Source organism: Arsukibacterium ikkense (assembly GCF_000987775.1).
In the GTDB taxonomy this organism is placed as follows: Bacteria; Pseudomonadota; Gammaproteobacteria; order Enterobacterales; family Alteromonadaceae; genus Alishewanella; species Alishewanella ikkense.
On sequence record NZ_LAHO01000011.1, the window covers coordinates 151,580 to 174,941 of the forward strand.

Below are 23,362 nucleotides of genomic sequence, written 5' to 3' on the forward strand. Positions count from 1 at the left end.
CCTTACCCAGTATGCTTTATGCTTTTCGCTGCTTTAAGAATGGGTTTTTAATAGCAAAATTATTTAAAACAACTACTATGCATCCGACTGCTTTGTGGTAGTCTTATCGACCTACTACGTCATGGATCGACAAGTTTGTCAGCACATTCCAGACCCTGTAGAAAGTGTTTTCCACAAAACAGATATAAAAATAATAATAACAAGGGCGTTAACGATTTCCCCCTCGTTTAAAATACAAATCAAGTAGTTAGCTTTTATTCCTACCCATCATTCAATCGAATGCGTGGTTGTCTGCTATTAGTTCTGCACAATGTTATCCACAGCTTGTTAGCGTTTTTTATCCCTGGTCAGGCAGCAGCTATTCTGGCTGTCGAACGATAGCTGTGGCATGCTATAGAAAATTTTTGCCGGACGATACAACCATGGTTTATATCCCAACGAATCCGCTGATCCTGGTAGACGGTTCTTCTTATTTATTTCGCGCCTATCACTCACCACCCCATTTAACCAATTCACGCGGCGAAGCTACCGGAGCCATCTATGGCGTAATCAATATGCTGAAAAGCCTGCTGCGCCAATACCAACCCAGCCATATGGCCGTGGTATTTGATGCCAAAGGGCCTACGTTTCGCAACGAGATGTACAGCGACTACAAAGCCAACCGACCGGCAATGCCGGAAGACCTGCGTAGTCAGATTGAACCCATTCATCAGATCGTCCGCGCCATGGGCCTGCCTTTGTTGTGTATCAGTGGGGTGGAAGCGGATGATGTGATTGGCACCCTGGCCCGTCAGGCCAGTGCTGCCGGCCGCCATACCCTGATTTCTACCGGCGATAAAGATATGGCGCAACTGGTTGACGCACACGTTACCCTGATTAACACCATGACCAACACCCTGCTCGACCCCGAATCCGTTGTTACGAAATTTGGAGTGGCCCCTGAGGCCATTATCGATTACCTGGCGCTGATGGGTGACAAAGTTGATAACATTCCCGGTTTACCCGGCGTGGGTGAAAAAACCGCTGCTGCGCTGCTGCAGGGGCTGGGTTCTATCAGTAATATTTACCAGCAACTTGATAAAGTGGCCGGGCTGAATTTCCGGGGAGCCAAAACCATGGCAGCCAAGCTGGCTGAACATAAGAGCCAGCTGGAACTGTCATATCAGTTAGCGACCATTAAAACCGATGTGGAACTGAATTGTCAGCTCGATGATTTGGCCATTCAACCGGCCGACCGCCTGCAGCTGGCCGATTTATATCGCCACTGTGAATTTAAGCGCTGGCTGGCGGAGATTTTACAGGATAAACAGCCTGACACCCGGCCAACTGACAGTAACAATGCTGAAGTAGCACCAAGCGAGCCAGTGCCAGCAACACTGGATCGCAGCCAGTACCAGAGCATCCTGACGCAAGCCGACTTTAGCAAACTGTTGGCCGTGTTAGCAGAAGCGCCCCTTACCGCCTTTGATACCGAAACTACCAGTCTCGACTATATGCAGGCTGAACTGGTAGGGATGTCGTTCTCGACTGCCCCGGGTCAGGCCTGGTATCTGCCACTGGCACATGATTATGTTGGCGCGCCTGAACAGCTAAACCGGGAAGAGGTACTAAGCGCATTGAAACCCTGGCTGCAGGATAACAGCAAGTCAAAAGTTGGCCAGAATCTGAAATATGACATGAGTGTACTGGCTCGTTACGACATTACTCTTAACGGCATTGCTTTTGATACCATGCTGGAATCCTATGTATTTAACTCCGTTGCCAGCCGGCATGATATGGATAGCCTGGCACTGAAATACCTGGGCCACAGCACCATTAGTTTTGAAGATATTGCCGGTAAAGGCGCGAAACAATTAAGCTTTAACCAGATAGCGCTTGAGCAAGCCGCTCCTTACGCAGCAGAAGATGCCGATGTTACCTTGCAACTGCATCTGAAACTATGGCCTCAGTTAAGTGCCGAACCAGCCCTGGCCAAAGTACTGACTGACATAGAAGTACCCTTAATTAAGATACTGAGCAAAATGGAGCGTCATGGTGTGCTGATTGACAGTGCTCTGCTAGGAGTGCAAAGCCAGCAGTTGGCAAAGCGGATTGATCAACTGGCCGAGCTGGCATATCAGCAGGCTGGTAGCACCTTTAATATGGCGTCACCGAAACAATTACAGGAAATTCTGTTTAATCAGATGGGCCTGCCGGTACTGAAGAAAACACCGGGCGGCACGCCATCCACCGCCGAAGACGTATTGGCTGAACTCGCGCTGGAGTATGAATTCCCGAAACTGATTACCGAACACCGCGGCTTAAGCAAGCTGAAATCGACCTATACTGATAAGCTGCCTAAAGTGATTAACCCGCTAACCGGCAGGGTGCACACCTCCTACCACCAGGCTATTGCCGCCACGGGCCGCTTAAGTTCAACCGAACCAAATCTGCAGAATATTCCAATCCGCAGCGAAGAGGGCCGACGCATTCGCCAGGCCTTCATTGCCCCGGCGGATAAAAAAATTCTGGCCATCGACTATTCGCAAATTGAACTACGGATCATGGCGCACTTATCCGGCGACAAAGCGCTGCTGGATGCCTTTGCCAAAGGCCTGGATGTACATAAAGCTACCGCTGCAGAAGTCTTTGGCGTGGCGCTTGGCGCGGTAAGCAGCGAGCAACGCCGTCAGGCTAAAGCGGTAAACTTTGGCTTAATTTATGGCATGTCGGCCTTTGGTCTGGCAAAACAACTGGGGATTAGCCGCAGCGATGCCCAAAACTATGTCAACCGCTACTTTGAGCGGTTCCCGGGCGTATTGCACTACATGGAAGACACTCGCAAACAAGCCCATGAGCTGGGCTATGTCGAGACCTTGTTTGGCCGGCGCCTGTATTTGCCTGATATTAACGCCCGCAATATGGGCCGGCAAAAAGCTGCTGAACGCGCCGCGATCAATGCACCGATGCAAGGTACCGCGGCCGACATTATTAAAATGGCGATGATCAAAGTCGACAGCTGGCTAAACAGCCAGCAAACGACTGACATAAAAATGATTATGCAAGTACACGATGAACTGGTGTTTGAGGTGCCCACTCCAGCGCTGACTGCCGTGCAAACTAAGCTGGTGAGTATTATGGAAAGTGCCGCCAGTTTGCACGTACCGCTGTTGGCTGAAGCAGGCAGTGGTGATAACTGGGATCAGGCCCATTAAGGCCGCCTGCAACATGGTAATTTAATTACATAAAAGACCTTAAAAGCACCTGATAATAATTTTTTGTAGTTTTATTACATAAAAACTTGCATTTTTGGCGCAACTGGTTAAAATTTGACGGGTAGGGTACAGAGGTAAGATGTTCTATCTTTCAGCGCAATGCCACCATGGCAAGCAATAGAAAGTAGGCTTATTTAGCCGCCCCGCTGCTTGCAGCGGGGCGTTTTTTTAGCTGAAATTCAGCAAAACAACAGTCGATCTCAGTCAAAACTGAAATAAAGCAATCTTTTTTAGAGTAAATACTTTAAACATCCGGGTTTTGTTGTATAATGACGGCGTCTTAGCAATAAGACACCCTGTTGATTTGAATTATTAGCTTCTCCCCGATTGCTATAACCGACACTCTGTAGTGTCGGTTTTTTTATGGCTGTTACGAACCCGTGCTAAACCAGTTATCCAGAGTTTGCTCAAATTCGGTCATACCAATTTTGGTTAAGGAGCTGAACATGTGCACAGTGACATCCCCCATAAAAGCCAGTGAGGCTTCCCGCACTTCCAGCAAGGTTTTCTTACGGGCACCCGGTCCCAGCTTATCAGCTTTAGTGAGTAGAATAAGCACCGGAAGCTGGCTTTGAACCGCCCAGTGTACTAATTGTTGATCCAAATCTTTCAATGGATGGCGGATATCCATCAGCACCACTAACCCCTGCAAACTCTGCCGCTTCTCCAGATACTCTGATAACGACTTTTGCCATTTCTCTTTTACCGCCAATGGCACCTTGGCAAAACCATAACCCGGTAAATCGATCAATCTTTTGTCTTCAGCAAACACAAAAGTATTAATTAACTGGGTACGGCCCGGCGTTTTACTGGTTCGGGCTAAACTATTTTGGCGGGTCAGCGTATTTAATGCACTGGATTTACCAGCATTAGACCGCCCGGCAAAGGCTACTTCAATGCCGGTATCTGCCGGTAATGCCTTAATATCAGGTGCGCTGGTTAAAAATGTGGCTTGTTGGTAATTGAATTTTGCTTTATGCACTGCCTGCTCCGGCGGTTAAATTTGGGCTATTGTAACGGATCTGACGGATCGGAAGAAGCTTTTGCAGCACAGATGGGATTTTACTTTGAGCAGTTTCGTGTAAAATGGCTTATCTAATTCTTATAAACACCCCTAGTTGCCAGTTCGCTGGCGGTTTAATGCGGACAGAGACGGATATAAAATGAAAAAACTCGTACTTCCACTGACGCTGTTATTCGGTTTAATCGGTACAGCTCAAGCCTTTGATGGCGATGCTGCAGCAGGCAAAGCAAAAGCAACGACTTGCGTTGCCTGTCATGGTACTGATGGTAATAGCCCGGCTGATATTTATCCGAAAATTGCCGGTCAGCATGCCGAGTATCTTTATAAGCAGCTGACGGATTATAAGCTGGGGATGAGCAGCGGCGGCAAAGATGGCCGTAACAATGCCATTATGTTTGGTATGGTCGCTACCCTGTCAGATCAGGATATGAAAGATTTGGCGGCTTACTTCGCCTCGCAAACGATGAGCAGTGGAACCACGCCGGAAGATGTGATTACGCAAGGCGAAAAATTATATCGCGGTGGCGATCAGGAACGCGGCATTGCAGCCTGCATTGCCTGTCATGGGCCACGTGGCGTTGGCACCAGCCTGGCTGGCTTTCCCAAGATATCGTTCCAGCATGCCCCTTACCTGAAGGCAACGCTGGAAGAATTTCGCAGTGGTGCCCGTGCTAACGATATGAATGGCATGATGCAGGATATCGCCAAAAAACTCACAGATGAAGACATCAGAGTGCTCTCACTGTATTTAGGTGGCTTGCACTAATCCCCTCTTAGCACAGGGCTGCGGCCCTGTGCTAAACCAAAATTTGTGGGATATATCTTACAAAAGCGGTAAGAAAATCGCCTGCCTGAAAAAATATTGAACTTTTTTACTGCTAAGATAAATTTATAACCAACTGATTATCAGTCAGTTACCAAAAACCCCTCTACAAATAGTGCTTTTTTTTTCAGCAAAGACTTGTCATCTGTTCAGATCAGAGTAAATTAAAGCCAGTTACGTTTAGTAACAAATAACAACATGGACCAGCGCAAGCAGCACGGAAGTTAAGTGCCGATATCGGTACACTCTTTAGGCATCAGGAAGGTGCATAGCGTCGTAAGACGCCCAGGGATGAGTAATAAAGTACCAGGATGGTCGTGAAGAATAAAATTTAATACATGGAAGATAAGCAAAAATATAGGGAACTTGTACTAACAGGGTCGTTGTAAACGCATCAGGATGATTAAGCGAAATTGAGAGAAGTGTCCACCTAGGCACAAGTATAAACAGGGCGATAAGGTTATCTTATCGCCCTTTTGTTTTTTAGAAGAATGTGTTTTGTACAACATACTGTTGAAATGAGATAACATCAGCCCATGCCAGCTAATACCTTTTGCCCGCTATGCCAGGCTTTGCACCCCGTTTTATATTTTCAGGATAAGCAACGTTGCTATTTTCGCTGCGCAAACTGCGCATTGGTATTCGCCGATCGCCTTAGCCTGCTCAGCAGTCAGGCTGAATATGCGCAATACCTGCTGCACAATAACGATATGGACGATGACGGCTACCGCAGGTTTTTAGCGCGGTTAAGCCAACCCTTATTAGCGAAACTTCAGGGCAGTCGAAAACTCGGCCTCGATTTCGGCTGCGGCCCCGGGCCATTGCTGGCAAAAATGCTGAGCGACGCCGGCCAGCAGATGCAAGTCTGGGATCCGTATTTTGCTGATAACCCTGGTGCACTGCAGCAACAGTACGATTTTATTTGCTGTACTGAGGCCATAGAGCATTTTGTAAACCCCGGCAACGAGTGGGCACAGTGGCAAAAACTACTGAAACCTGCCGGCATCCTGGCGATAATGACCAAACGCTATACTGATTTACCGGCTTTTAGCCACTGGCATTATAAGAATGATCCTACCCATGTCAGCTTTTTTCATCAGGACACTTTTCACTGGTTGGCGACACGGGCAAAAATGACTGTCGACTTTGTCACGAATGATGTGGTGATTCTGCAGAAAACTGGTTAAAATATGCGCCCTTTTTTACAGGTATCCTGTTATGACGCGTCAAAAGAAAAGCCGTAATGCCGGCGACAATGGTCAGCGCCATTTACCCGCTGCAGAAGCTCGTAAACTACGCCAGCCCAAAGAAGAAACCAAGAAAAAAGGCGCGGGCAAAAAATCCGGTAGTCGCAACTCGGTTATCGAACAGAAAACAGAGCAACACGCTGGCCATAGTGGGCCCAAAGATCCCAGAACTGGCAGTAAAAAGCCGATAGCGCTGGTGGCTGAGCCGGTAGTAACACCACAGATTAAACCCGATATGCAGCCAAAAGCCCGCCTGATGAAAGCGGTACAGCCAGGCTTAAGCCCGGCCGAAGAACTGGCACAAATTGAAAACGACCTGCTATTACAACAATTGCTGGAAAGGGTTGAGAATAATGAAGTACTTACCGGCAAAGACGCTAAGTATTTCAATGCTAAAACGGCCAGACTGGAACAATTGCTTGAGCAACTAGGCCTGACAGAACAAGCAGAAACTATTGAAGACGACGATCCACTGGCGCAGTTTGAGCGTACTGATTGGCGTAAATCAATTTTAGGTGATGAGGATTAATGCATAACTCCTGGATGATAGTGTTGTTGCTAATAGCTTTGCTACTGATAGCCGGGCTGGCTTTTTATGCCGGTAAGTTGTTGTGGCTGGTAAGGCAACAACAACAGCAGCAATTACAACAGGTAAAGCAGCAACAGCATCAGCAGTTACAGAACCAGCTGTATGTCGAGCAAAGTATTTATACTATTTGTAAAGCGGTAGATGCAGGGCAATGCGAACTGTCTGAAGGCGCATTGCGGGTTTGGGTATTGCTAAACCGGCTGCCCGAGCAGCAGCAAGGCCCGTTAGCCGCAGACTACCCGGGTATTTTTCAGATGTATCAAATACTAAAAGATATGCCAACGCACCAGGCACGCCAAGCCCAAACAAAACAGGCTATCCGGCAGCAAGACAGTCAACGCTTACAGGCAGAGCAGCAACTGAAACCGCAAATTCTGGCCGACACCGTTAAATTGCTGCAACGCTTTAAACCCGCCGAAGCGCTGTAGCAGCTTTGGCTACTGCTTGTATACGGTGCCAGCTTTCATCACAAAACTAACCTGCCCCATTAGCTGAATATCCTGTAGTGGGTCACCTGGTATGGCAATAATGTCGGCAAACTTGCCGGCTTTAATGCTACCCAATTCAGTGTCTACGCCCAGCAAACGTGCCCCTTCAATTGTAGCAGACTGAATAGCCGCCATCGCCGGCATGCCAGCCTCTGTCATATACACAAACTCACGCCAGTTATCACCATGCTCAAATACCCCGGCATCGGTACCAAAGGCTATTTTTACGCCGGCTTTATAGGCATTAGCAAAGGTTTGCTGAATTAACTTACCGATACCTGCAGCTTTAGGCCGCACTAGTTCCGGGAAAAAACCGCTGATGGCGGCTTTTTCAGCAGCCCATTTGCCGGCACTGATGGTAGGCACGTAATAGGTGCCGTGCTTGCGCATTAAGGCAAAGGTTGCGTTGTCCATAAAGGTACCGTGTTCAATAGAATCGACGCCGGCTTTAATCGCACGCTCCATGCCTTCCTTACCATGGGCATGTACCGCCACTTTCATGTCGTAGTCTTTGGCAGTGGCCACTACGGCCGCCAGCTCAGCATCGGTAAACTGCGGATTTGTTCCACTTTTAGCAACGCTTAACACACCACCGGTACCGGTTAACTTAATAAGATCGGCCCCCTCTTTGTAGCGCTGGCGCACGGCCTTGCGAGCTTCGTCGGCACCGTTGATGACGCCGTGCTTCGGACCTGGATCGCCCATCTGGGCAAAGGCTATACCATTGGTTGGGTCAGCATGGCCGCCGGTAGTCGCAATAGACTTACCTGCAGCATAAATCCGCGGCCCTTTGACATAACCCTGAGTAATAGCCTTACGCAGTGCAACACTGATATGATAGCTGTCGCCCAGCTCACGTACTGTCGTAAACCCTGCCATTAAGGTTTTTTCCGCAAACACCGCCCCACGCAGCGCGAAGTCGGCCTCATTCAGGCGCTGGCTTTCACTGTATACGGTTGGGCTGAATTGAGTATAAAAATGGGTATGCATATCCATTAAGCCGGGCATCACAGTATGTTGAGTCAGATCGATCAGGGTATCGTCAGCTGCTGGCTGGCGAAAACCTGCTTCTATAGCGGTAATTTTGTCACCATCAATAATAATGGTGTAGTCAGTTAATACCTTGCCATCTTCGACACTGAGCAGCTTACCGGCATGAATCAGCGTGGCGGCACTGGCTGAAACGCTACTAAAACCCATCGTTACCGCAATAACTAGTAAAGCGTGGCGCATAATGTTTTTCCTTTTATTGACAGTGCAATGTGCACCCTCAGGCTGCTAGTTAGCAATCCGGCTGCGGCACAGGCCATATTTTGTCAGATGAACAACAGTTCTACTCCAAAATACCTATAGTGAATGGATAACCGGCACTCTTTAACTGAAAATGGCTGGCACCGGCGCAATGCACTTCGCTGGTTTGCTCAAGCAATTGATAGTAGGTATTACGATTCACGCGGGCTGATAAGCCTCGCCATAGCTGCAAATAGGGTAGCGCTTGTTGCTGATAGCATTGCAGACGTAGCGGATACTGTGGCGTCACACTAACAGCATCGCCAATGTTGGTGGTCAGGGTCAGCAGTGGGCCTTGGGCACTAGCCTGCCACTGACTGGACACCACCAGAAAGGGCGCATCTTCAACCTGGATCCGCACCTTTTCAGCCGGGGTTTGCAGATAATAGTGTTGCTGTTGACGAATTAATACTGAGGCAAATAAGCGCACCATCGGCGCCCTGCGGATCTCACTGCCCTGATACAACCAACGGCCATCAGCAGTGATCAGCAGCGGCAGATCGCCACAAAACGCTGGCTGCCAACTTTCTACCGGCGCCAGGTTCGGGCATTGTAATTGCTGTTGCAAAGACACTAAATCCATCTGGATACTGTTGTAAGCTGAGGTTGATTATAACCATAGAGGGCTGGCGGCTGAGGGTCAAGCGAGAAACCATGGCTGGTAGTCAGCTAAGGCCACTTAATCAACGAGCTGGGGTGACTGATGGGGCTCGAACCCACGACAACCGGAATCACAATCCGGGGCTCTACCAACTGAGCTACAGTCACCATAGTTAACGCTGATTATTTTAGCTAAATTTGCTGCAGCTACCAAGTTTTTTTAGCTTTTTACTGCACATGGCGTACCATCCCGGGCCCGGGATTGCTAAACTTGCCGCGTGAAAAATAACAATTTCGTCTGACTTGGTTAACTAAGGGGTGCGCAATGGAAGAAATAACCACGTTGTATCAGAACAATCATGAGTTGCTATTGAGCTATGTGTTGCAGCTGGTTGCGGCTATTTTTATCTTTTATATCGGCCGGATGGTAGCCAGAGGTTTATCAGGCTTGCTGGAAAAGGGCCTGTTATCCCGCTCTGTAGATAAAGCAGTGGTCGCTTTCCTGGTCAGTATTGTTTATGCCCTCATTTTAATTGCAACGATTTTAATGGCCTTGTCGCAAATCGGGGTGCAAACCACTTCCTTTATTGCCATTCTTGGCGCTGCGGGTTTAGCCGTAGGCCTGGCGCTGCAGGGGTCATTAGCGAATTTTGCCTCTGGCATTCTGATTATTTTGTTTCGCCCCTTTAAAGCCGGCGATTTTATTGACGGCGGCGGCGTCTCCGGCACGGTTGAGAAAATCGAGATATTCCAGACCCAAATGAAAACACCCGATAACAAGCGGGTGATTGTGCCCAATGCCCAGATTACCGGCGGCCCCATTACAAACTATTCCTCAGAGCCTATCCGGCGGGTCGATTTAGTGATTGGTATTAGCTACGATGCTGATTTGTTACTGGCAAAAAAGACCCTGGAAGAAATCTTGCAAAACGATGAGCGGGTGCTGGCGGATCCGGCCTTTAGTATTAAAGTAGCGGCTCTGGCTGATTCTTCGGTCAATTTAAACGTACGGCCCTGGGTTAATTCGGCTGATTACTGGGGGGTGTACTGGGATACTCTGGAGAAAGTAAAACTGACTTTTGACGAGAAAGGCATTGGTATTCCGTTCCCGCAAATGGATGTGCATTTATATAAAGATAAACCAGATACTAAGGAGTAAGCATGAAGTTAATCACTGTTTTGGCACTGGGCAGCCTGGCTGTCAGTAGCGCCGTCAGTGCTCAGAATACCCGTTCTGATCAGACAAAAGTGTGGCAAACCTCGGCGGAACTGGGTGCAATTACTACCTCAGGTAATACAGTAGGCACCTCGATTACCGGTAAAATTGATGCTCGTCAGGAGCTCGAGTCCTGGAGTAATCAGTATATTTTCAGCGCCTTTTTCAAAGAGGACGAAAAAACCGATGCTAATGGTAACCGCTTTAGCGAGCGTTCTGCCGAACGTTATCTTATTTCAGCAAAAGGCGCATATAAGCTGACGGTCGAGCATGACAACCTGTTTGTTATTGGCAGCCATACCAGTGATAAATTTGGTGCTTTTGAGAAATACAATACGCTGGCTGTCGGTTATGGTACCCGGCTTTTCAATGCCGAAAAACAACACTTAGATGTGGAAATTGGTCCGGGTTATTTTTCGGGTACCCGCGCCACCGGCGAAACTGAAAACGGTTTAATTGTACGCGGTGCGGCTGCCTACAAATGGCAAATCAGCGAATCTGCGGCTTTTAGCCAAACGCTCAGTGTCGAATACGGTGATGATAACACCCGAACCATTGCTGAAACCGCGCTGACCGCCAAGATTAACGGCGCCATGCAAATGAAAGCGGCGTTTCTGGTCCAGAACGATTCTGATGTACAGGCCGATAAAAAGAATACCGATACCCAAACCTCACTTACCCTCGTTTATTCTTTTTAGTTTAAACTTTTACCTTAGTCAGTTATCTGGCTAAGGTGTTATTATTTAATAGAAATTTCACATAAATAGTTTTTAAAGCGCTATTTTTAAACTATGCTTGAACTCCTGACAGCTTGTTAACTTAATCAGCCAGTTGCACCAGAGATGTGAATGATGAAACGAAACCACTCCGCCAACATGCTTCGTCTGTACCCGTTAATGGGGGTAATGATGTACCTGCTGCTGGGGATGGTTTGGATAATCTACAGTGATCATTGGTTGCTCATGCTGACAGACAGCCCAGAGCAGCTTAACCGCTACCAGACTTATAAAGGTTTATTTTATATCGGTCTGACCGGTATCCTGGCCTGGTTGCTGCTGCGTCAGCACCAGAAACTGACAGAATCATTGCACGCCAGCGAGCAAGCGTTCAGCCAAACCTTTGATCATGCGGCTGCCGGCATTGCTCATATCAGTATCCGCGGTCAGTTTTTACGGATTAACCCGCATTTTGCCAATATGCTTGGCTACAGTCCGGCTGAAATGCTGGACATGTCTTTTCAACAGATAACTCACCCAGCCGACCTGGAGCATGACCAGCAACAATTTGACCAGTTACGTCAGGATATTATTGCCAGTTATACCCTGGAAAAGCGCTATTTCAATAAGGCCGGCAATATTATCTGGGTAAAACTGGCAGTGGCTAAAGTGCTGGAAGCAAGCGATGGCACGCCTTACTTTATTGCCGTAGTTCAGGATATTTCAGCCCAGAAACTGGCAGAGCAGCAGTTACTTGAAAGTGAACTTCGTTTCCGGACGTTATTGGATAATGCGCCGCAAATTTCAGTTCAGGGATACGACGAGTTTGGTACGACCATTTACTGGAACCGGGCCAGCGAACTGATTTATGGTTACAGTAAAGAAGAGGCTCTTGGCCGCAGCTTGCTGGACCTTATTATTCCGATAGAAGCACATTCTGAAGTGCGCAAAGCGATAACCTTTATGGCTGAACATGCCGAGCCCATTCCAGCTGAAGAGCTGACTTTACGCCGTAAAGATGGCTCGCTTATTTCAGTATTTTCCAATCATGCTGTAGTAAAACTACCCGACAAAACACCACAAATTTTCTGTATTGATATTGATTTAACCGAGCGTAAACGCCAGGCCAAAGAACTGGCATTTCTGGCCGAGTTTGATCCATTGACCCAACTGCCAAACCGGCAGCATTTTAGTAACCGGCTGAGCAGCGCAGTAAAGCTGGCTAAGCGTAACCAGCAATTCCTGGCGGTGCTGATCCTCGATTTAGACCATTTTAAAGATATCAACGACAGCTTTGGCCACCAAACCGGCGACAGTTTGCTGCTGCAGGTGAGCGAGCGCCTTAACCTTTGTTGTCGGGAAACCGATACTCTGGCCCGGTTGGGCGGGGATGAATTTGTATTTCTGGTTGAGCAACTGGCACAACCAGAAGATGCCGCCAGAGTTGCCGATAAAATTCTGCAACAATTACATACCCCCTTTGCCCTGGGCCAGCAAAACGACGTCAATGTTGCCGCCTCAGTCGGTATTTGCGTTTACCCTGTGCATGCTGACAGCGCCGAAGCGCTGTTACAGGGTGCCGATGCGGCGTTATACCGGGCAAAAGCTGATGGCCGCAATACGTATAGCTTTTACTCTGACAGCCTGACCTTGCAGGCCAGGCAGCGGCTGCTGCTGGAGCAAAGGCTGCGCAATGCCATAAAGCAAAACCATTTAACCTGCTACTACCAACCGCAGCTCGACATCACCAGTGGCCGGATCATTGGCGCAGAAGTATTGTTGCGCTGGATTGATCCAGTAGACGGCATAATCAGCCCGGATACCTTTATTCCACTGGCTGAGAGTAGTGGCCTGATCCATCCTATCGGCCTGTTTGTATTACAACAGGCCTGCCGGCAGGGCCAAGCCTGGCAAATCGCTGGTCTTTCTAATATTAATTTAGCGATTAATGTCTCCGCTCAACAGTTTAATAAAGGCGATTTACAACATCAGACAACCCGTATTTTGCAGGAAACGGGCTTTAATCCCGCCTGCCTGGAGCTGGAAGTTACCGAAAATGCCTTAATGGGTGATGAGGAAGACGTGATTAAAACGATGATGGAATTACGCGCCATGGGCATTAAACTGGCGATTGATGATTTCGGCACGGGTTACTCCTCGCTGGCTTACTTAAAACGCCTGCCGCTGGATGTATTAAAAATCGACCGGCGCTTTATTGAAAATCTGCCCGAAGCTGAAGATGACCAAAGCATTGCCAAAGCTATTATCGATTTGGCACATAACCTGCGGTTTAAAGTACTGGCCGAAGGGGTAGAGACCGCCGAACAACTGGCTTTCTTACGCCAGCAGTCTTGTGACTATTATCAGGGGTACTTTTTCAGCAAGCCGGTACCGGCGTCAGAGTTTGCAGAGCTGTTACGCAAACAACGTCGCCTGCAACAAAATCCTACTGACTGATCCGGATTTGGCTGTAACCCAAACCTTGTTGCTTCTCTACAATAATTTGTACCGGCACCCGCTGTTTTAGCGCCTCTACATGGCTGATAATACCAATCATCTTGCCGCTGGCATTAAGCTGATCCAGCACCGCCAGTGCACTTTCCAGGGTATCAGCATCAAGGGTGCCAAAACCTTCGTCCAGAAATAGCGAATCAATGCTGGTTTTACTGCTAACCAGATCAGATAACGCCAGTGCCAGCGCCAGACTGACCAGAAAACTCTCACCACCCGATAAGGTTTTGGTATCCCGCGCCACATCAGCCTGCCAGGTATCCAGCACTTGCAACTCCAGCTCTGCACTAGGGTGGCGGGCCAATTGATAGCGGTTATGCAGTAACTGTAACTGGCGATTAGCCAGTACTACCAGTTGCTGCAGGGTCAGGCCCTGGGCAAAACGGCGGTACTTTGCGCCATCGGCCGAGCCAATCAGGCTGTTTAATCGTTGCCATAGTGCCAGGTGCTGCTCTGCCGCGGCAATCTGTGCCAGTAAACTTTGCTGAGCAACACGCTGCTGCTGATCACTGCTAAGCTGGTGTTGCAGCCGGCCCTGCTGCTCGCTAAGGTGCTGCACCTGTTGCTCCAGCTGTTGTAACTGCAACTGCAATTGCGCGGGCGGTTCGGCAGTGAGTTGTTGCCGCGTCAATTCTTCATAGCGCTGCTGCCGGTCTGCCAGCAGGCGCCTGCTGGCTACCTCAGCTTGCTGCAATTGTTGCTGCAGTACAGTCAGCTCGCTTAGCTCGGCATCACTGAGCAAGGCAGCCAGAAAAGCCGCTTCATCGTTAAACTCACTGACGGCCAGCGCTTGCTGCCACTGCAGGGTTGCTTGTTGCATATCTACCGATGTCTGTGTCAGCTGGCGTTGCAACACTTGTTGCTGCCCCTGTGCATGCTGCAATTGCTGTTGCACCTGTTGCAGTTGCCGGTTTACTGCAGCCAGATCCGGAGGGGCTGGCTGCTGCTGTGGCGGCTGCTGTTGCAACGCCTGCCACTGCTGCTGCCACTGCGCCAACTCACTGGACCTGGCCTTCAGTTGCTCAGTTAACACTTGTTGCTGCTGTGCCAACATTGCTTGCTGATGTGCCAGTTCAGTCTGCTGGCGCTCTGCCAGCTGTTGCTTGGCGACCAGTTGCTGCAATTGTTGCTGCTGCTGCTCCAGCTGTTGCAGCTGTTGCCCGCTGGCCGCAAGTTGCTGTTCTAATTGATGATAATGCGCGCTAAGTGCCTGCGCAATTACGCTACTGTCTGATTGCTCTGCAGGCTCAATCACACCTTGCAACAGCGGTTGCAACTGACTTTTCAGCTCCTCCAGCTCGGTTTGTTGCAGGCCAAGCTGACGTTGCAGCTGCGCGGTTTCAGTATTCAGCTCTGCCTGGCGGGTGCGTGCCGCCTCGCCCTGCATTTGTATCTTGTTTAGCTCTGTTTCTTTTTCAGCCAGTTGCTTAGCCATTGCTGAATCATCTAACTGCTGATATTCGCTGACTGCCGGGTGCTCGATACTGCCACAAAGCGGACAAGGTTGCTCTGGCTGCAAGTTAGCCCGGTGTTCAGATAACTGCATAATCAGCTGTTGTTGCGCTAATAACTGTTTTTTATCTGCTATCTGTTCATTCAGGCTTTTAAAGCGCTGGCGCAAAGTAGTCAGTTCGTCAGCCAGCGGCGCCAGTTGCTGTTGTTTGTCGGTAAGCAGTTGTTGTAATTCTGCCAGTTGCTGTTGCCTTTTTAGCTGCTGGCCCAGCAGCCGCTGTGCCTGCTGCAGCTGATACAGCCGCTGTTGTTGCTGCTGCTGTTGCTGGCGCAGCGCAGCAGCATCATTGCCCTGTGTTAACCTTGCCAGTTGCTGCTGCAACTGGTCGTGCTCTGTGCTCTGTTGCTGCAAGGTCGCTGCCAGCCCGCTCTGCTGTTGCTCTATATCTTGTTGCTGCTGCACCAGCTGTTGCTGTTGTTGCAACGAGTGTTGCTGCTGGCCTGCCAGACATTGCCAACCTTGCCAGAGCGTATTCGCCTGCCTGATGCTGGCTGCTTCAATATCGGCCTGCAGCTGTTGTTGCTCGGTGATTAACTGCTGCTGGCGCTGCTGCGTCTGTTGCAAGGCCTGAAACAGCGGTGCCAGCTTACTGGCGGGCTGATGGCGTTGCAGCCGGTCGAGTTTTGGTTGCTGTTGTTGTTGCTGTCTATTAAGGTCTGCGGCTTCCAGTTGGCTTTGTTGCAGCGCCAACTCTGCAGCTGAGACTTGCTGACACCACTGCAGCAGTTGTCGCTGCTGGCTTACTGCGCTTTGTTGCGCTGCCAGCTGACTTTTTAACTGCGCCAGTTCCGCCTTGAGTACCAGCTGTTGCTCAGCAGAAAGTAACGCTGTGGCCGATGCTTTCGCCTGCAGCAGCTCCAGCGCGGTTTTATGCTCGCGGGCGTCACTGAACACCTGCTCAGAGATCCGGCCATAAATATCGGTGCCGGTCAGCTCTTCCAGCAATTCGGCCCGCTCATTAGCATCGGCATTTAAAAAGGCAGCAAAGCTGCCCTGGGCCAACAGCATCGACTTGGTAAAGCGGCCAAAGTCCAGCCCGGTCAGCTCAGTTATCAGTTTTAATTTTTCGTTGGTTTTTTCAGCCAGAATAGTGCCATCCAGCCTGGCCAGTTCTACTTTTGCTGGCTGTAAATTGCCATCGGTCTGACCGCGGGCGCGGCGCTGGCTCCAGAAAGCACGATAGCCCTGACCTGCCACTTCAAATTCAACTTCAGCCAGACATTCACTGCTGTGGCGGCTCATCAGCTCATTGCTGGTGGGTGAGGTTTTTAAACGCGGCGTCTGGTGATATAACGCCAGGCAGATCGCATCAAGAATAGTGGTTTTACCGGCACCGGTCGGGCCAACAATGGCAAATAAACTGGTGCTGTCAAACGGCGGCTGGCGAAAGTCAACCAGCCATTCGCCGCGTAAGGAATTAAGGTTTTGCAGCCGTACCGCCAGGATTTTCATGCGTTACCATCCTGACTGCCGCTGGCTAGCTGCGGCTCAGTGTCCTGCACTTTGGCCAGTACCAGCTGATGCAGCTCTGTAAGTTGTTGTTGCTGCTCGGCCGTTAGCACTTCATCGGCCAGCCGCGCCTGCCAGACATCAGCTGGCGACAGCTCTGCCAAACTGGTTTGCTCCAGCTGCTGCAAGCTGGCACCGCTGTTACTGCGCTCACGGCGCAGCCGCAATAGCTCTACCGGTAAGTCGTTAAGCAGTTGCTCAACCCGCGGCTGTAAGTCGGTTAAATAGCCGTCGCTGCTGTTAATCACCACTTCCAGCCACAAACTGGCTCCGCTGACCAGGTTATCCAGCAACGGCTGCAGCATGGTTGGCAAGCTGGCTAAATCGGTTTTAAGGCTGGCTAACGGTTGAAAGCAGGGAATATTGACACTGCTAACGATTTTTTCACCACCGCTAAACTCCAGCAACCACAGCTGCTTTTGCTGGCGGGCTTCATCAAAACTAAGGGGGATCGGCGAGCCGCTGTAACGGATATCGGTGTTGCTGTTTAGCTGCTGCGCCTGATGAATATGACCGAGCGCAATGTAATCCGCTGGCGGAAAGCGACTTGCCGAAAAGGCCTCCAGGGTACCAATATAAATATCGCGCACTGATTCTGACTGGCTGACACCAAGGGTGGTTAAGTGGCCCGTCATTACTATAGGCAACTGCAGCTGATGCTGCTGGTTGTAGCGCTCGGCCAAAGCAAACAACTGCTGATAATGGTCAGCGATAGCCTGTTGCAAGTCTTGCTGTTTTTGCCGGCCGCTCTGCCCGGCCTGGCTTTGCAGTACATCGCGCGGCCTGATAAAAGGCACCGCAGCCAGCAAGCAGGCAGCGTCGCCACTATTATTTAGCAGCACCACTAATTGCTCCGCTAATGCAGCCGGAATAGCGGGAATAACAGTGGTACGCAGCTGCGCCAGCAGTTGTTTACTTTCGGCCAGCACGGCCGGCGAGTCATGGTTACCGCCTAAGATCACTAACTGGCAACCGCTTGACTGCAAATCGACAATAAACTGGTTATACAGCTCGCGGGCATAACTGGGCGGGGTGGCGGTATCAAACACATCACCGGCAACAATTATCGCGTCGATGTTCAGCTCATTCACCTGAGCAACCAGCCATTGCAAAAAGGCCGCATGCTCAGCGGCGCGGCTTTTACCAATAAAATGCTGGCCTAAATGCCAGTCGGAACTATGGAGAATTCGCATTGCCAGCACTATTCGTTTAGAGATCCCGCTTAGAGAACCGTCAGGCTAAAGTAAAAAGCCTGACGAAGCAGGCTTTTTGGTCATTCTTACATTCCGGCCCTAAAACGGGACTATTACACTTCCCGGAATGTAAAGACGATTTCCCATATAAATCAACCAACATACGTCTCCTAATCATCAATAACACATAAAATGTAAAGACGAAGCTAAAAGTCTTAAACGACTTTACATTTACCTCAATCGGGAACACCCCAAAGGGTTAGTCTTTACTAATTATATCGCAGTTAAAGTATATTACTATTTCAATGATACCATCGACAGAACCATTTAAATACGATGTTATCCACCACATTACATGTCATTTTGCCCTCTCTTTATCCATTTCGAGTGAAGCTCAAAAACTCGGACTAAAGCTGCGCTAACCGATGGAGACTGAAGCAATTTTTTGCAGTTTTCAAAACAATAAAACCAATGGTTGCACGATTTAAAACTGGATACAACTAGGCATCGCACATCATGGTTGTTACTGCTCTACTTTATTAATTAGTGCTCTAACGTCGGTTGAGCTAAACTTACTGTCCTCTGTTGTCCAGGCAACTGTCATCTTTGCAGCTTTCAAGCAACGTATTAAACGTGCTATATCGTTAGGATTGCCTTGAGTATGCAAATATAATTTTCTTAGGGTCCTTTCGTTAGGGCTGTGTCCTTCTGGTAAACGTTTCTCTCCGATTAAAACAGTTTTGTCTTCTTCCTTAATAACTCGTTCGGGTAGGTCAGGTCTGATCACATTCCAATTTCTTCTTAGATTTTCTATTTTTTGGGTTAGTGGTAACGAAACGGGTAAGGCAGCATTAAGATCCGTCAGAAAACGTATCAGATCGAACGGCGTGGTTGATTGACTTTGGCCAATCCCAAGCTCTAACTTTATTTGCTCTTCTTGCCATGGTTTTACGTATACGCAAAATTGACCTTTTCTATGAGCCCCATAAAGCTTTAGCTCTAACATATATCGCGTATTTCTCAGAAAGACAAACAACTGATCTTGCGTTTCGATATCATCATCGTCAAAAAACATTAGAAATAGAAATCTACCCCTTCCGTTTTGCACCTCAAACGCAATTGTTTGCTCGTCACGCTCAATAGACTCGTTAAACAATGGCGACAATCCAGAGAAATTAAACTGTGTTGACATATACTGAACCTATATTTTTAATGGATACCGTCCCTCTTGCTCTACATTAAGGGTGTCGTTATTACTACCAAAACGTTCCATGTGGTGATTTAAAGATTAATCATCTCGCTACCAAATCGTAACCAGACGCTTTGCCATAAAGTAAGGGGATGCATGTTCATGAACTACCGTGAAAAATCGCTAAATCGCCTCAGCAACATGTATTACCATCAACCAATGTTGGCCCATTTTTCGCTTCACACGCAATAAAACATGCGTCGCTATGGCTATCGGAGCGATTCTTGGAATATAAAACGCACTAGGCAAACGTGATGATGTACTCAGAGAATTTCTGATTCTCTCACAGGCAATTGATTTAAAAAGACCAGATGGGCCATCGAAATCAACTGCGTGAGCGATACCAACAACATTTCCCAATAATGAATAAGGCCGGAAGCACATATCGCTTTGCGGCCCTTGCTTTTCCATGTTGAGAGCTAGGAGCTCTCCTCAAAATACTTACTTTATTACAACGCCCAAAATCTCAGACAGTTTTCTATAAAAATCAGTCCGAGCTCTTGGATTCTTCAAGTCTGCACAGGCTTTTTCAAGCGCTGCAATGGCTTTATCTTCAGTGATTTTTCTTTCAGATACTAAAAGCTTCAGTTTCGTGTCGTATATGTATTGGAGCTCATTATATCCATCACATTGGGCACATGAAACTAAGCTGTTATCTCTTGCTCCACCTGGTTTTTTATCTTCGTACCTATACTTGTCGTTAATTTCTCGAATAGTTTTCGCAGACATCTTGTGTACTACCTCTGTTTTTTTTAACCGCAATAAGTCATCTATACAGGACTGCAAACTCTTCATTCTACTTAAGCTTAGCGAAAAACCGAGTATTGCCACTCCGACCCCTGCCGGTGTGGCAATGCAAGCTAACAGCTACTCGTGCAGGTTGAGCCGTCTTGCTCTAAACAAGTGCCACGATAAGCGCAATAGTAGCCTCTATGAGTTTCACCTTTAGTCGTTGTGCCTCCACTCATTACTGAAAATGTTTCCTCTGAATGATTTAAACTGGGTCTGCTTAATATTAATACATCAGTCGCATCTTCCACACGTGCTCCAATCATTGTGCTCGCTATCTTTTGCGCACCGAATAAACTCAATAGTGTATAAATTTCTGAGGCGGTTAACTCGGCTTCAAGGACAGAATGGTTCAGGCTAGCAAGCCCTCTATTGTTAATCACCAAGCTTTCTATAAAATCTCTTTGTGCATGCTCAGAGAGACTATTCCAGACTTCGCTGTCTTCTAACTTATACAGGTCTTCAGTAGATTTAATTTCTGCCATTTGTTTAGCGACAGATTCCGCCCAAATTTGCTGTGCGTTAACAGAGTCCAAAGATGCAAGCTTTGAATCAGCTGACACTGAAAATACTGTACATGCCAATATAGTCGATAGTAGAACCTTTTTAATAGTTAACATTATATTTCCTCGATGAGTAATTAGGCTCGTCTTTAGAGCCAGTTGCAAGTTACCGACATCAATAATGATGCCAAAAATAAGTAAAACCATATCAAACTAAAATCCGAATAATCTGGAACTTAGATGTTTTAAAGCGAACAATCCAACAAGTACTTTTCTATTTTCATTTTAATCAATACAAAACACTCAAAGCTAACCAAACTAATCTATAAACGCTTTCAAAAACTTCCAATATGCGAAAGACACATCCTCCATAATGGAAGTATCAGTGCTTTTTCAAACGAAATGGTGAACTAAGAGTAAAGGCTTGGCTAGACTCAGCTGCATAACCAAACAACCTATTAACCACCTAGTTACTAGCTAAACTAAGACTTCTTAAAAACTCCTTACTCTCTTCGGACCAGGCACCAACCTGTTTTTCCAGATCCCCATCTTTATAGTAATAAATCGTTGGAGTTCCCCAGAACTTGATAGTCTTCCAATCTTCAACTCCAACGACAATATCGTAACCCTGATTATCTGTATCTTGATAAAAATCGGCCAGATCGAAAATTGGGGGTGGTTTAAAAGCCCAAATCAAAGATACTGATTTGAATTCAATATTCTCCTCTTCTAACCAATCTTTAAGCCGCTTTGATGGCGTGCAGTAGGGAGACGACACAATTATCAAAGTATTGTCTTTATTTGGTTCGAATAACTCCAGTTCATGATTTAAAAGTAACTCACCTTTAACACCATCCTTGTTTGGCAAAAACTGTCTTACACCATCTATGTATTCTCTAGATGGTTTATAAAAGTTACCTGTTCTGTCCAAATAATCTTCATATTGGTTAATGGTACTGTGAGTACGAGTATAGAAATGACTTTTTTTAACTGCTGAAAACAATATGTGGCTATCTCTATCATCTTCCATCTTAATATCATTTTCGAAGAATTTTTTTAAACAGTTATCTTCAAAAGCGCGGAGCATCTCAGACCTTCGGTCAACCTTAACGCCATTTTCAATAACTACATCGCGATGAGTTTTTTCTACTTCACCGGCAATTTCTAACAGTCCATAAGGATTGCTACACCGTTGGATATCGTCAATATCACTGGTTAGGGCTGCTAAAAGAATTAAAGCATTTATAAGATTCATCTTTAGTCTCACGATTACACCGCCTACCTCTACGTAAGCGGTGTAACATATTTTTAATTAACAGCTAGTTGTACAGATTGCACCATCTTGGTCTAAACACTGACCTGCATCATGGCAATACTTTCCTTTCTGATCACTTTTACTAACTACGCCACCACCGTTCATTATTTGGTATCCACCAGGTTCACTTAAATCAGTTTTCTGCGATTTACGATATTGAGGATTATTTAGCAAAAGGACATCAGTCTCAGATTCAACAATTGCATCCGTCATTAAGCTTGCCAGCCTTTGTGCACCGAATAAGCTTAGTATTGAGTAGATTTCTGAAACTGTTAACTCCGCCTCTAAAACTGCATAATTGAAGCCAGCTAGACCTTTGTCATTGATGACCAAGCTCTCAACAAAAGTGTTTTTTGCGTACTCGGTGAGGCTCTCCCAAGATTTATTGCTGTCTAATTTATACAAATCTTTTGTAGACTTGATTGGTGCTAACTGGTGAGATACTGTATTTTCCCAAAGCTGATTCAACTTAGCGCTGTCTGCCCCCGACAAGTCTGAATTTGCCGAGACATTAAAAGCTGCAATAGCAAAAACAGTGGACCATATAATATTTTTTCTGATTAACATTGTAGTTCCCTTATAGTTCACGCCCTTTTTTGGGCGGCATATTGTTAGAAAGTAACGCAAAATTGGAAGTGTCTAATTAACACGATATTTCAATAAAATCTGGTGTGGGATGCTCACTTTTTACACACAACATCTCCACACATTTCCACTACTCCTCGAAACCATGCCCCAGAAAAATTATTGTATCGCCACTCTTCATGCGAAGACTGTGTTGGGTAGGTCGGGTATCGAACATAAAAGGACTCAAACTGCGAGACTCCTGCATTGGAAGCCCATTGGGCAAAGTAGAGTTGTTTAAAATTAAAAGTTATTTGGGCTTGTTGTACACATTGTGCATCACACGTAATAACAATTGTCTCAGGCTCTTCATCGCTAAAAGCAGACGCTAAGTCACCAGTGTTAAAATTTGAAGCGACTTTCTGCATATCAATCTGTTCACCAACAAAAATTTCAAACTCTCGCAATTTATTGATAGGAATACCGAGATACTCCGAATAGTCTAGAAGCTGCGTTGATACAATTTCGTTGATTTTATCTGAGAGGATTGGAGGTAATGCTTTGTTTTGATCGAAGTAAAGCTGAGCCTCTTCTATCTCTGGGTGACTATTTAAAGTTAACGGCTTCAACCCATTTTTAACACCAGACATCAACTCTAAGTACTTGGAGAGGGCGTGGTGGTATTGCGTTTCGGTTAACTGTAGATAGTGTGCGTACTGTTTGTGTCTCTCGTTGTAATTTTTCAGTAACTCGCGGTCGGAAGCTGAGCTGTTTTGATTAAGACCTCCATCTGCAAACGACCCAAAAGTTAGTGTTGCAAATAAAGCTAAAGCACACTTGTTAGAGTTTTTCATGTGTAAATCCTAAAATTCAACCAGCAGATAAAATTCACTGGCTTTGTTGTCAACCGAAGCCTGCAATTACAACTCACTGAAAAACTGTAAGCGTAACCCCAACCACACATTCCAA

At 47.3% G+C, this 23,362-nt stretch carries 19 protein-coding genes and 1 tRNA gene; 8 read left to right on the top strand and 12 right to left on the bottom strand.

Annotated elements, in window-relative coordinates:
• Window positions 1-422: 422 nt before the first annotated feature.
• Window positions 423-3,194, top strand: coding sequence for a DNA polymerase I (polA, locus tag WG68_RS12225; RefSeq protein WP_046557972.1), 2,772 nt, complete (start codon window positions 423-425; stop codon window positions 3,192-3,194).
• A 430-nt stretch (window positions 3,195-3,624) separates the two neighbouring features.
• On the opposite strand, the gene yihA is transcribed toward polA, so the two are convergent.
• Window positions 3,625-4,236: a ribosome biogenesis GTP-binding protein YihA/YsxC gene (yihA, locus tag WG68_RS12230; protein ID WP_046557973.1), complete on the bottom strand. Its 612-nt coding sequence runs from the start codon at window positions 4,234-4,236 to the stop codon at window positions 3,625-3,627.
• Between the two features lie 181 nt (window positions 4,237-4,417).
• On the opposite strand from yihA, the gene WG68_RS12235 reads away from it, so the two are divergent.
• The 4 genes from WG68_RS12235 (at window position 4,418) to WG68_RS12250 (ending at window position 7,365) form a co-directional block, all read left to right on the top strand.
• On the top strand, window positions 4,418-5,044 hold the full coding sequence (locus WG68_RS12235) for a c-type cytochrome (RefSeq protein ID WP_046557974.1): 627 nt from the start codon (window positions 4,418-4,420) through the stop codon (window positions 5,042-5,044).
• A gap of 593 nt (window positions 5,045-5,637) precedes the next feature.
• Window positions 5,638-6,288, top strand: a complete 651-nt coding sequence (locus tag WG68_RS12240) for a class I SAM-dependent methyltransferase (RefSeq protein ID WP_046557975.1) — start codon at window positions 5,638-5,640, stop codon at window positions 6,286-6,288.
• Between the two features lie 31 nt (window positions 6,289-6,319).
• The gene (gene yihI, locus WG68_RS12245; protein WP_046557976.1) at window positions 6,320-6,877 is read left to right on the top strand and encodes a Der GTPase-activating protein YihI; all 558 of its coding nucleotides are present in this window, start codon (window positions 6,320-6,322) and stop codon (window positions 6,875-6,877) included.
• Window positions 6,877-7,365: a DUF2489 domain-containing protein gene (locus tag WG68_RS12250; protein WP_046557977.1), complete on the top strand. Its 489-nt coding sequence runs from the start codon at window positions 6,877-6,879 to the stop codon at window positions 7,363-7,365. The genes yihI and WG68_RS12250 overlap by 1 nt, the downstream gene beginning before the upstream one ends.
• Window positions 7,366-7,374: 9 nt before the next feature.
• Here the strand turns inward: WG68_RS12250 and WG68_RS12255 are convergent, their stop codons facing one another.
• From WG68_RS12255 to WG68_RS12265, 3 genes are all read right to left on the bottom strand, one after another.
• Window positions 7,375-8,658: a metal-dependent hydrolase family protein gene (locus tag WG68_RS12255; RefSeq protein ID WP_046557978.1), complete on the bottom strand. Its 1,284-nt coding sequence runs from the start codon at window positions 8,656-8,658 to the stop codon at window positions 7,375-7,377.
• Window positions 8,659-8,758: 100 nt separating this feature from the next.
• Window positions 8,759-9,298 carry a DUF1285 domain-containing protein gene (locus tag WG68_RS12260; RefSeq protein WP_046557979.1) on the bottom strand — a complete coding sequence of 180 codons (540 nt, stop codon included), beginning with the start codon at window positions 9,296-9,298 and terminating at the stop codon, window positions 8,759-8,761.
• Between the two features lie 109 nt (window positions 9,299-9,407).
• Window positions 9,408-9,483, bottom strand: a tRNA-His gene (locus WG68_RS12265).
• A gap of 157 nt (window positions 9,484-9,640) precedes the next feature.
• Between WG68_RS12265 and WG68_RS12270 the strand changes: the two genes are divergently transcribed.
• From WG68_RS12270 to WG68_RS12280, 3 genes are all read left to right on the top strand, one after another.
• On the top strand, window positions 9,641-10,474 hold the full coding sequence (locus WG68_RS12270) for a mechanosensitive ion channel domain-containing protein (RefSeq protein WP_046557980.1): 834 nt from the start codon (window positions 9,641-9,643) through the stop codon (window positions 10,472-10,474).
• Window positions 10,475-10,476: 2 nt separating this feature from the next.
• Entirely contained in the window at window positions 10,477-11,229 is a 753-nt protein-coding gene (locus WG68_RS12275) for a DUF481 domain-containing protein (RefSeq protein WP_046557981.1), read from the top strand.
• Window positions 11,230-11,379: 150 nt separating this feature from the next.
• The gene (locus WG68_RS12280) at window positions 11,380-13,704 is read left to right on the top strand and encodes a putative bifunctional diguanylate cyclase/phosphodiesterase (protein WP_046557982.1); all 2,325 of its coding nucleotides are present in this window, start codon (window positions 11,380-11,382) and stop codon (window positions 13,702-13,704) included.
• On the opposite strand, the gene sbcC is transcribed toward WG68_RS12280, so the two are convergent.
• From sbcC to WG68_RS12320, 8 genes are all read right to left on the bottom strand, one after another.
• Complete coding sequence (gene sbcC, locus WG68_RS12285) at window positions 13,694-16,723, bottom strand: exonuclease subunit SbcC (protein ID WP_046557983.1); 3,030 nt, start codon at window positions 16,721-16,723, stop codon at window positions 13,694-13,696. The genes WG68_RS12280 and sbcC overlap by 11 nt on opposite strands.
• A complete protein-coding gene (gene sbcD / locus WG68_RS12290; RefSeq protein ID WP_046557984.1) occupies window positions 16,720-17,973 on the bottom strand; it encodes an exonuclease subunit SbcD in 1,254 nt (417 codons plus the stop codon). Before sbcD ends, sbcC begins: the two co-directional genes overlap by 4 nt.
• A gap of 523 nt (window positions 17,974-18,496) precedes the next feature.
• Entirely contained in the window at window positions 18,497-19,165 is a 669-nt protein-coding gene (locus WG68_RS12295; RefSeq protein ID WP_046557985.1) for a hypothetical protein, read from the bottom strand.
• A gap of 498 nt (window positions 19,166-19,663) precedes the next feature.
• Entirely contained in the window at window positions 19,664-20,053 is a 390-nt protein-coding gene (locus WG68_RS12300; RefSeq protein WP_200897592.1) for a hypothetical protein, read from the bottom strand.
• A gap of 29 nt (window positions 20,054-20,082) precedes the next feature.
• Complete coding sequence (locus tag WG68_RS19125; RefSeq protein ID WP_152663092.1) at window positions 20,083-20,631, bottom strand: hypothetical protein; 549 nt, start codon at window positions 20,629-20,631, stop codon at window positions 20,083-20,085.
• A 349-nt stretch (window positions 20,632-20,980) separates the two neighbouring features.
• On the bottom strand, window positions 20,981-21,769 hold the full coding sequence (locus tag WG68_RS12310; protein ID WP_046557986.1) for a thioredoxin domain-containing protein: 789 nt from the start codon (window positions 21,767-21,769) through the stop codon (window positions 20,981-20,983).
• 57 nt (window positions 21,770-21,826) lie between these two features.
• Window positions 21,827-22,396 (bottom strand): hypothetical protein, encoded by a 570-nt coding sequence (locus tag WG68_RS19130; RefSeq protein ID WP_052749074.1) that lies wholly within the window; start codon window positions 22,394-22,396, stop codon window positions 21,827-21,829.
• A 113-nt stretch (window positions 22,397-22,509) separates the two neighbouring features.
• The gene (locus WG68_RS12320; RefSeq protein WP_046557987.1) at window positions 22,510-23,247 is read right to left on the bottom strand and encodes a hypothetical protein; all 738 of its coding nucleotides are present in this window, start codon (window positions 23,245-23,247) and stop codon (window positions 22,510-22,512) included.
• Window positions 23,248-23,362 lie beyond the last annotated feature (115 nt).

Excerpts from the sequence above, each read along its gene's own strand:
- WG68_RS12255 (WP_046557978.1), bottom strand. The coding sequence starts at position 8,658 with ATGCGCCACGCTTTACTAGTTATTGCGGTAACGATGGGTTTTAGTAGC.
- polA (WP_046557972.1), top strand. The coding sequence starts at position 423 with ATGGTTTATATCCCAACGAATCCGCTGATCCTGGTAGACGGTTCTTCT.
- WG68_RS19130 (WP_052749074.1), bottom strand. The coding sequence starts at position 22,396 with ATGTTAATCAGAAAAAATATTATATGGTCCACTGTTTTTGCTATTGCA.
- sbcC (WP_046557983.1), bottom strand. The coding sequence starts at position 16,723 with ATGAAAATCCTGGCGGTACGGCTGCAAAACCTTAATTCCTTACGCGGC.
- WG68_RS12235 (WP_046557974.1), top strand. The coding sequence starts at position 4,418 with ATGAAAAAACTCGTACTTCCACTGACGCTGTTATTCGGTTTAATCGGT.
- WG68_RS12240 (WP_046557975.1), top strand. The coding sequence starts at position 5,638 with ATGCCAGCTAATACCTTTTGCCCGCTATGCCAGGCTTTGCACCCCGTT.
- WG68_RS12250 (WP_046557977.1), top strand. The coding sequence starts at position 6,877 with ATGCATAACTCCTGGATGATAGTGTTGTTGCTAATAGCTTTGCTACTG.
- WG68_RS12280 (WP_046557982.1), top strand. The coding sequence starts at position 11,380 with ATGATGAAACGAAACCACTCCGCCAACATGCTTCGTCTGTACCCGTTA.
- WG68_RS12260 (WP_046557979.1), bottom strand. The coding sequence starts at position 9,298 with ATGGATTTAGTGTCTTTGCAACAGCAATTACAATGCCCGAACCTGGCG.
- WG68_RS12295 (WP_046557985.1), bottom strand. The coding sequence starts at position 19,165 with ATGTCAACACAGTTTAATTTCTCTGGATTGTCGCCATTGTTTAACGAG.
- WG68_RS12320 (WP_046557987.1), bottom strand. The coding sequence starts at position 23,247 with ATGAAAAACTCTAACAAGTGTGCTTTAGCTTTATTTGCAACACTAACT.
- yihI (WP_046557976.1), top strand. The coding sequence starts at position 6,320 with ATGACGCGTCAAAAGAAAAGCCGTAATGCCGGCGACAATGGTCAGCGC.
- sbcD (WP_046557984.1), bottom strand. The coding sequence starts at position 17,973 with ATGCGAATTCTCCATAGTTCCGACTGGCATTTAGGCCAGCATTTTATT.
- WG68_RS12270 (WP_046557980.1), top strand. The coding sequence starts at position 9,641 with ATGGAAGAAATAACCACGTTGTATCAGAACAATCATGAGTTGCTATTG.
- WG68_RS12310 (WP_046557986.1), bottom strand. The coding sequence starts at position 21,769 with ATGAATCTTATAAATGCTTTAATTCTTTTAGCAGCCCTAACCAGTGAT.
- WG68_RS19125 (WP_152663092.1), bottom strand. The coding sequence starts at position 20,631 with ATGTTAACTATTAAAAAGGTTCTACTATCGACTATATTGGCATGTACA.
- WG68_RS12275 (WP_046557981.1), top strand. The coding sequence starts at position 10,477 with ATGAAGTTAATCACTGTTTTGGCACTGGGCAGCCTGGCTGTCAGTAGC.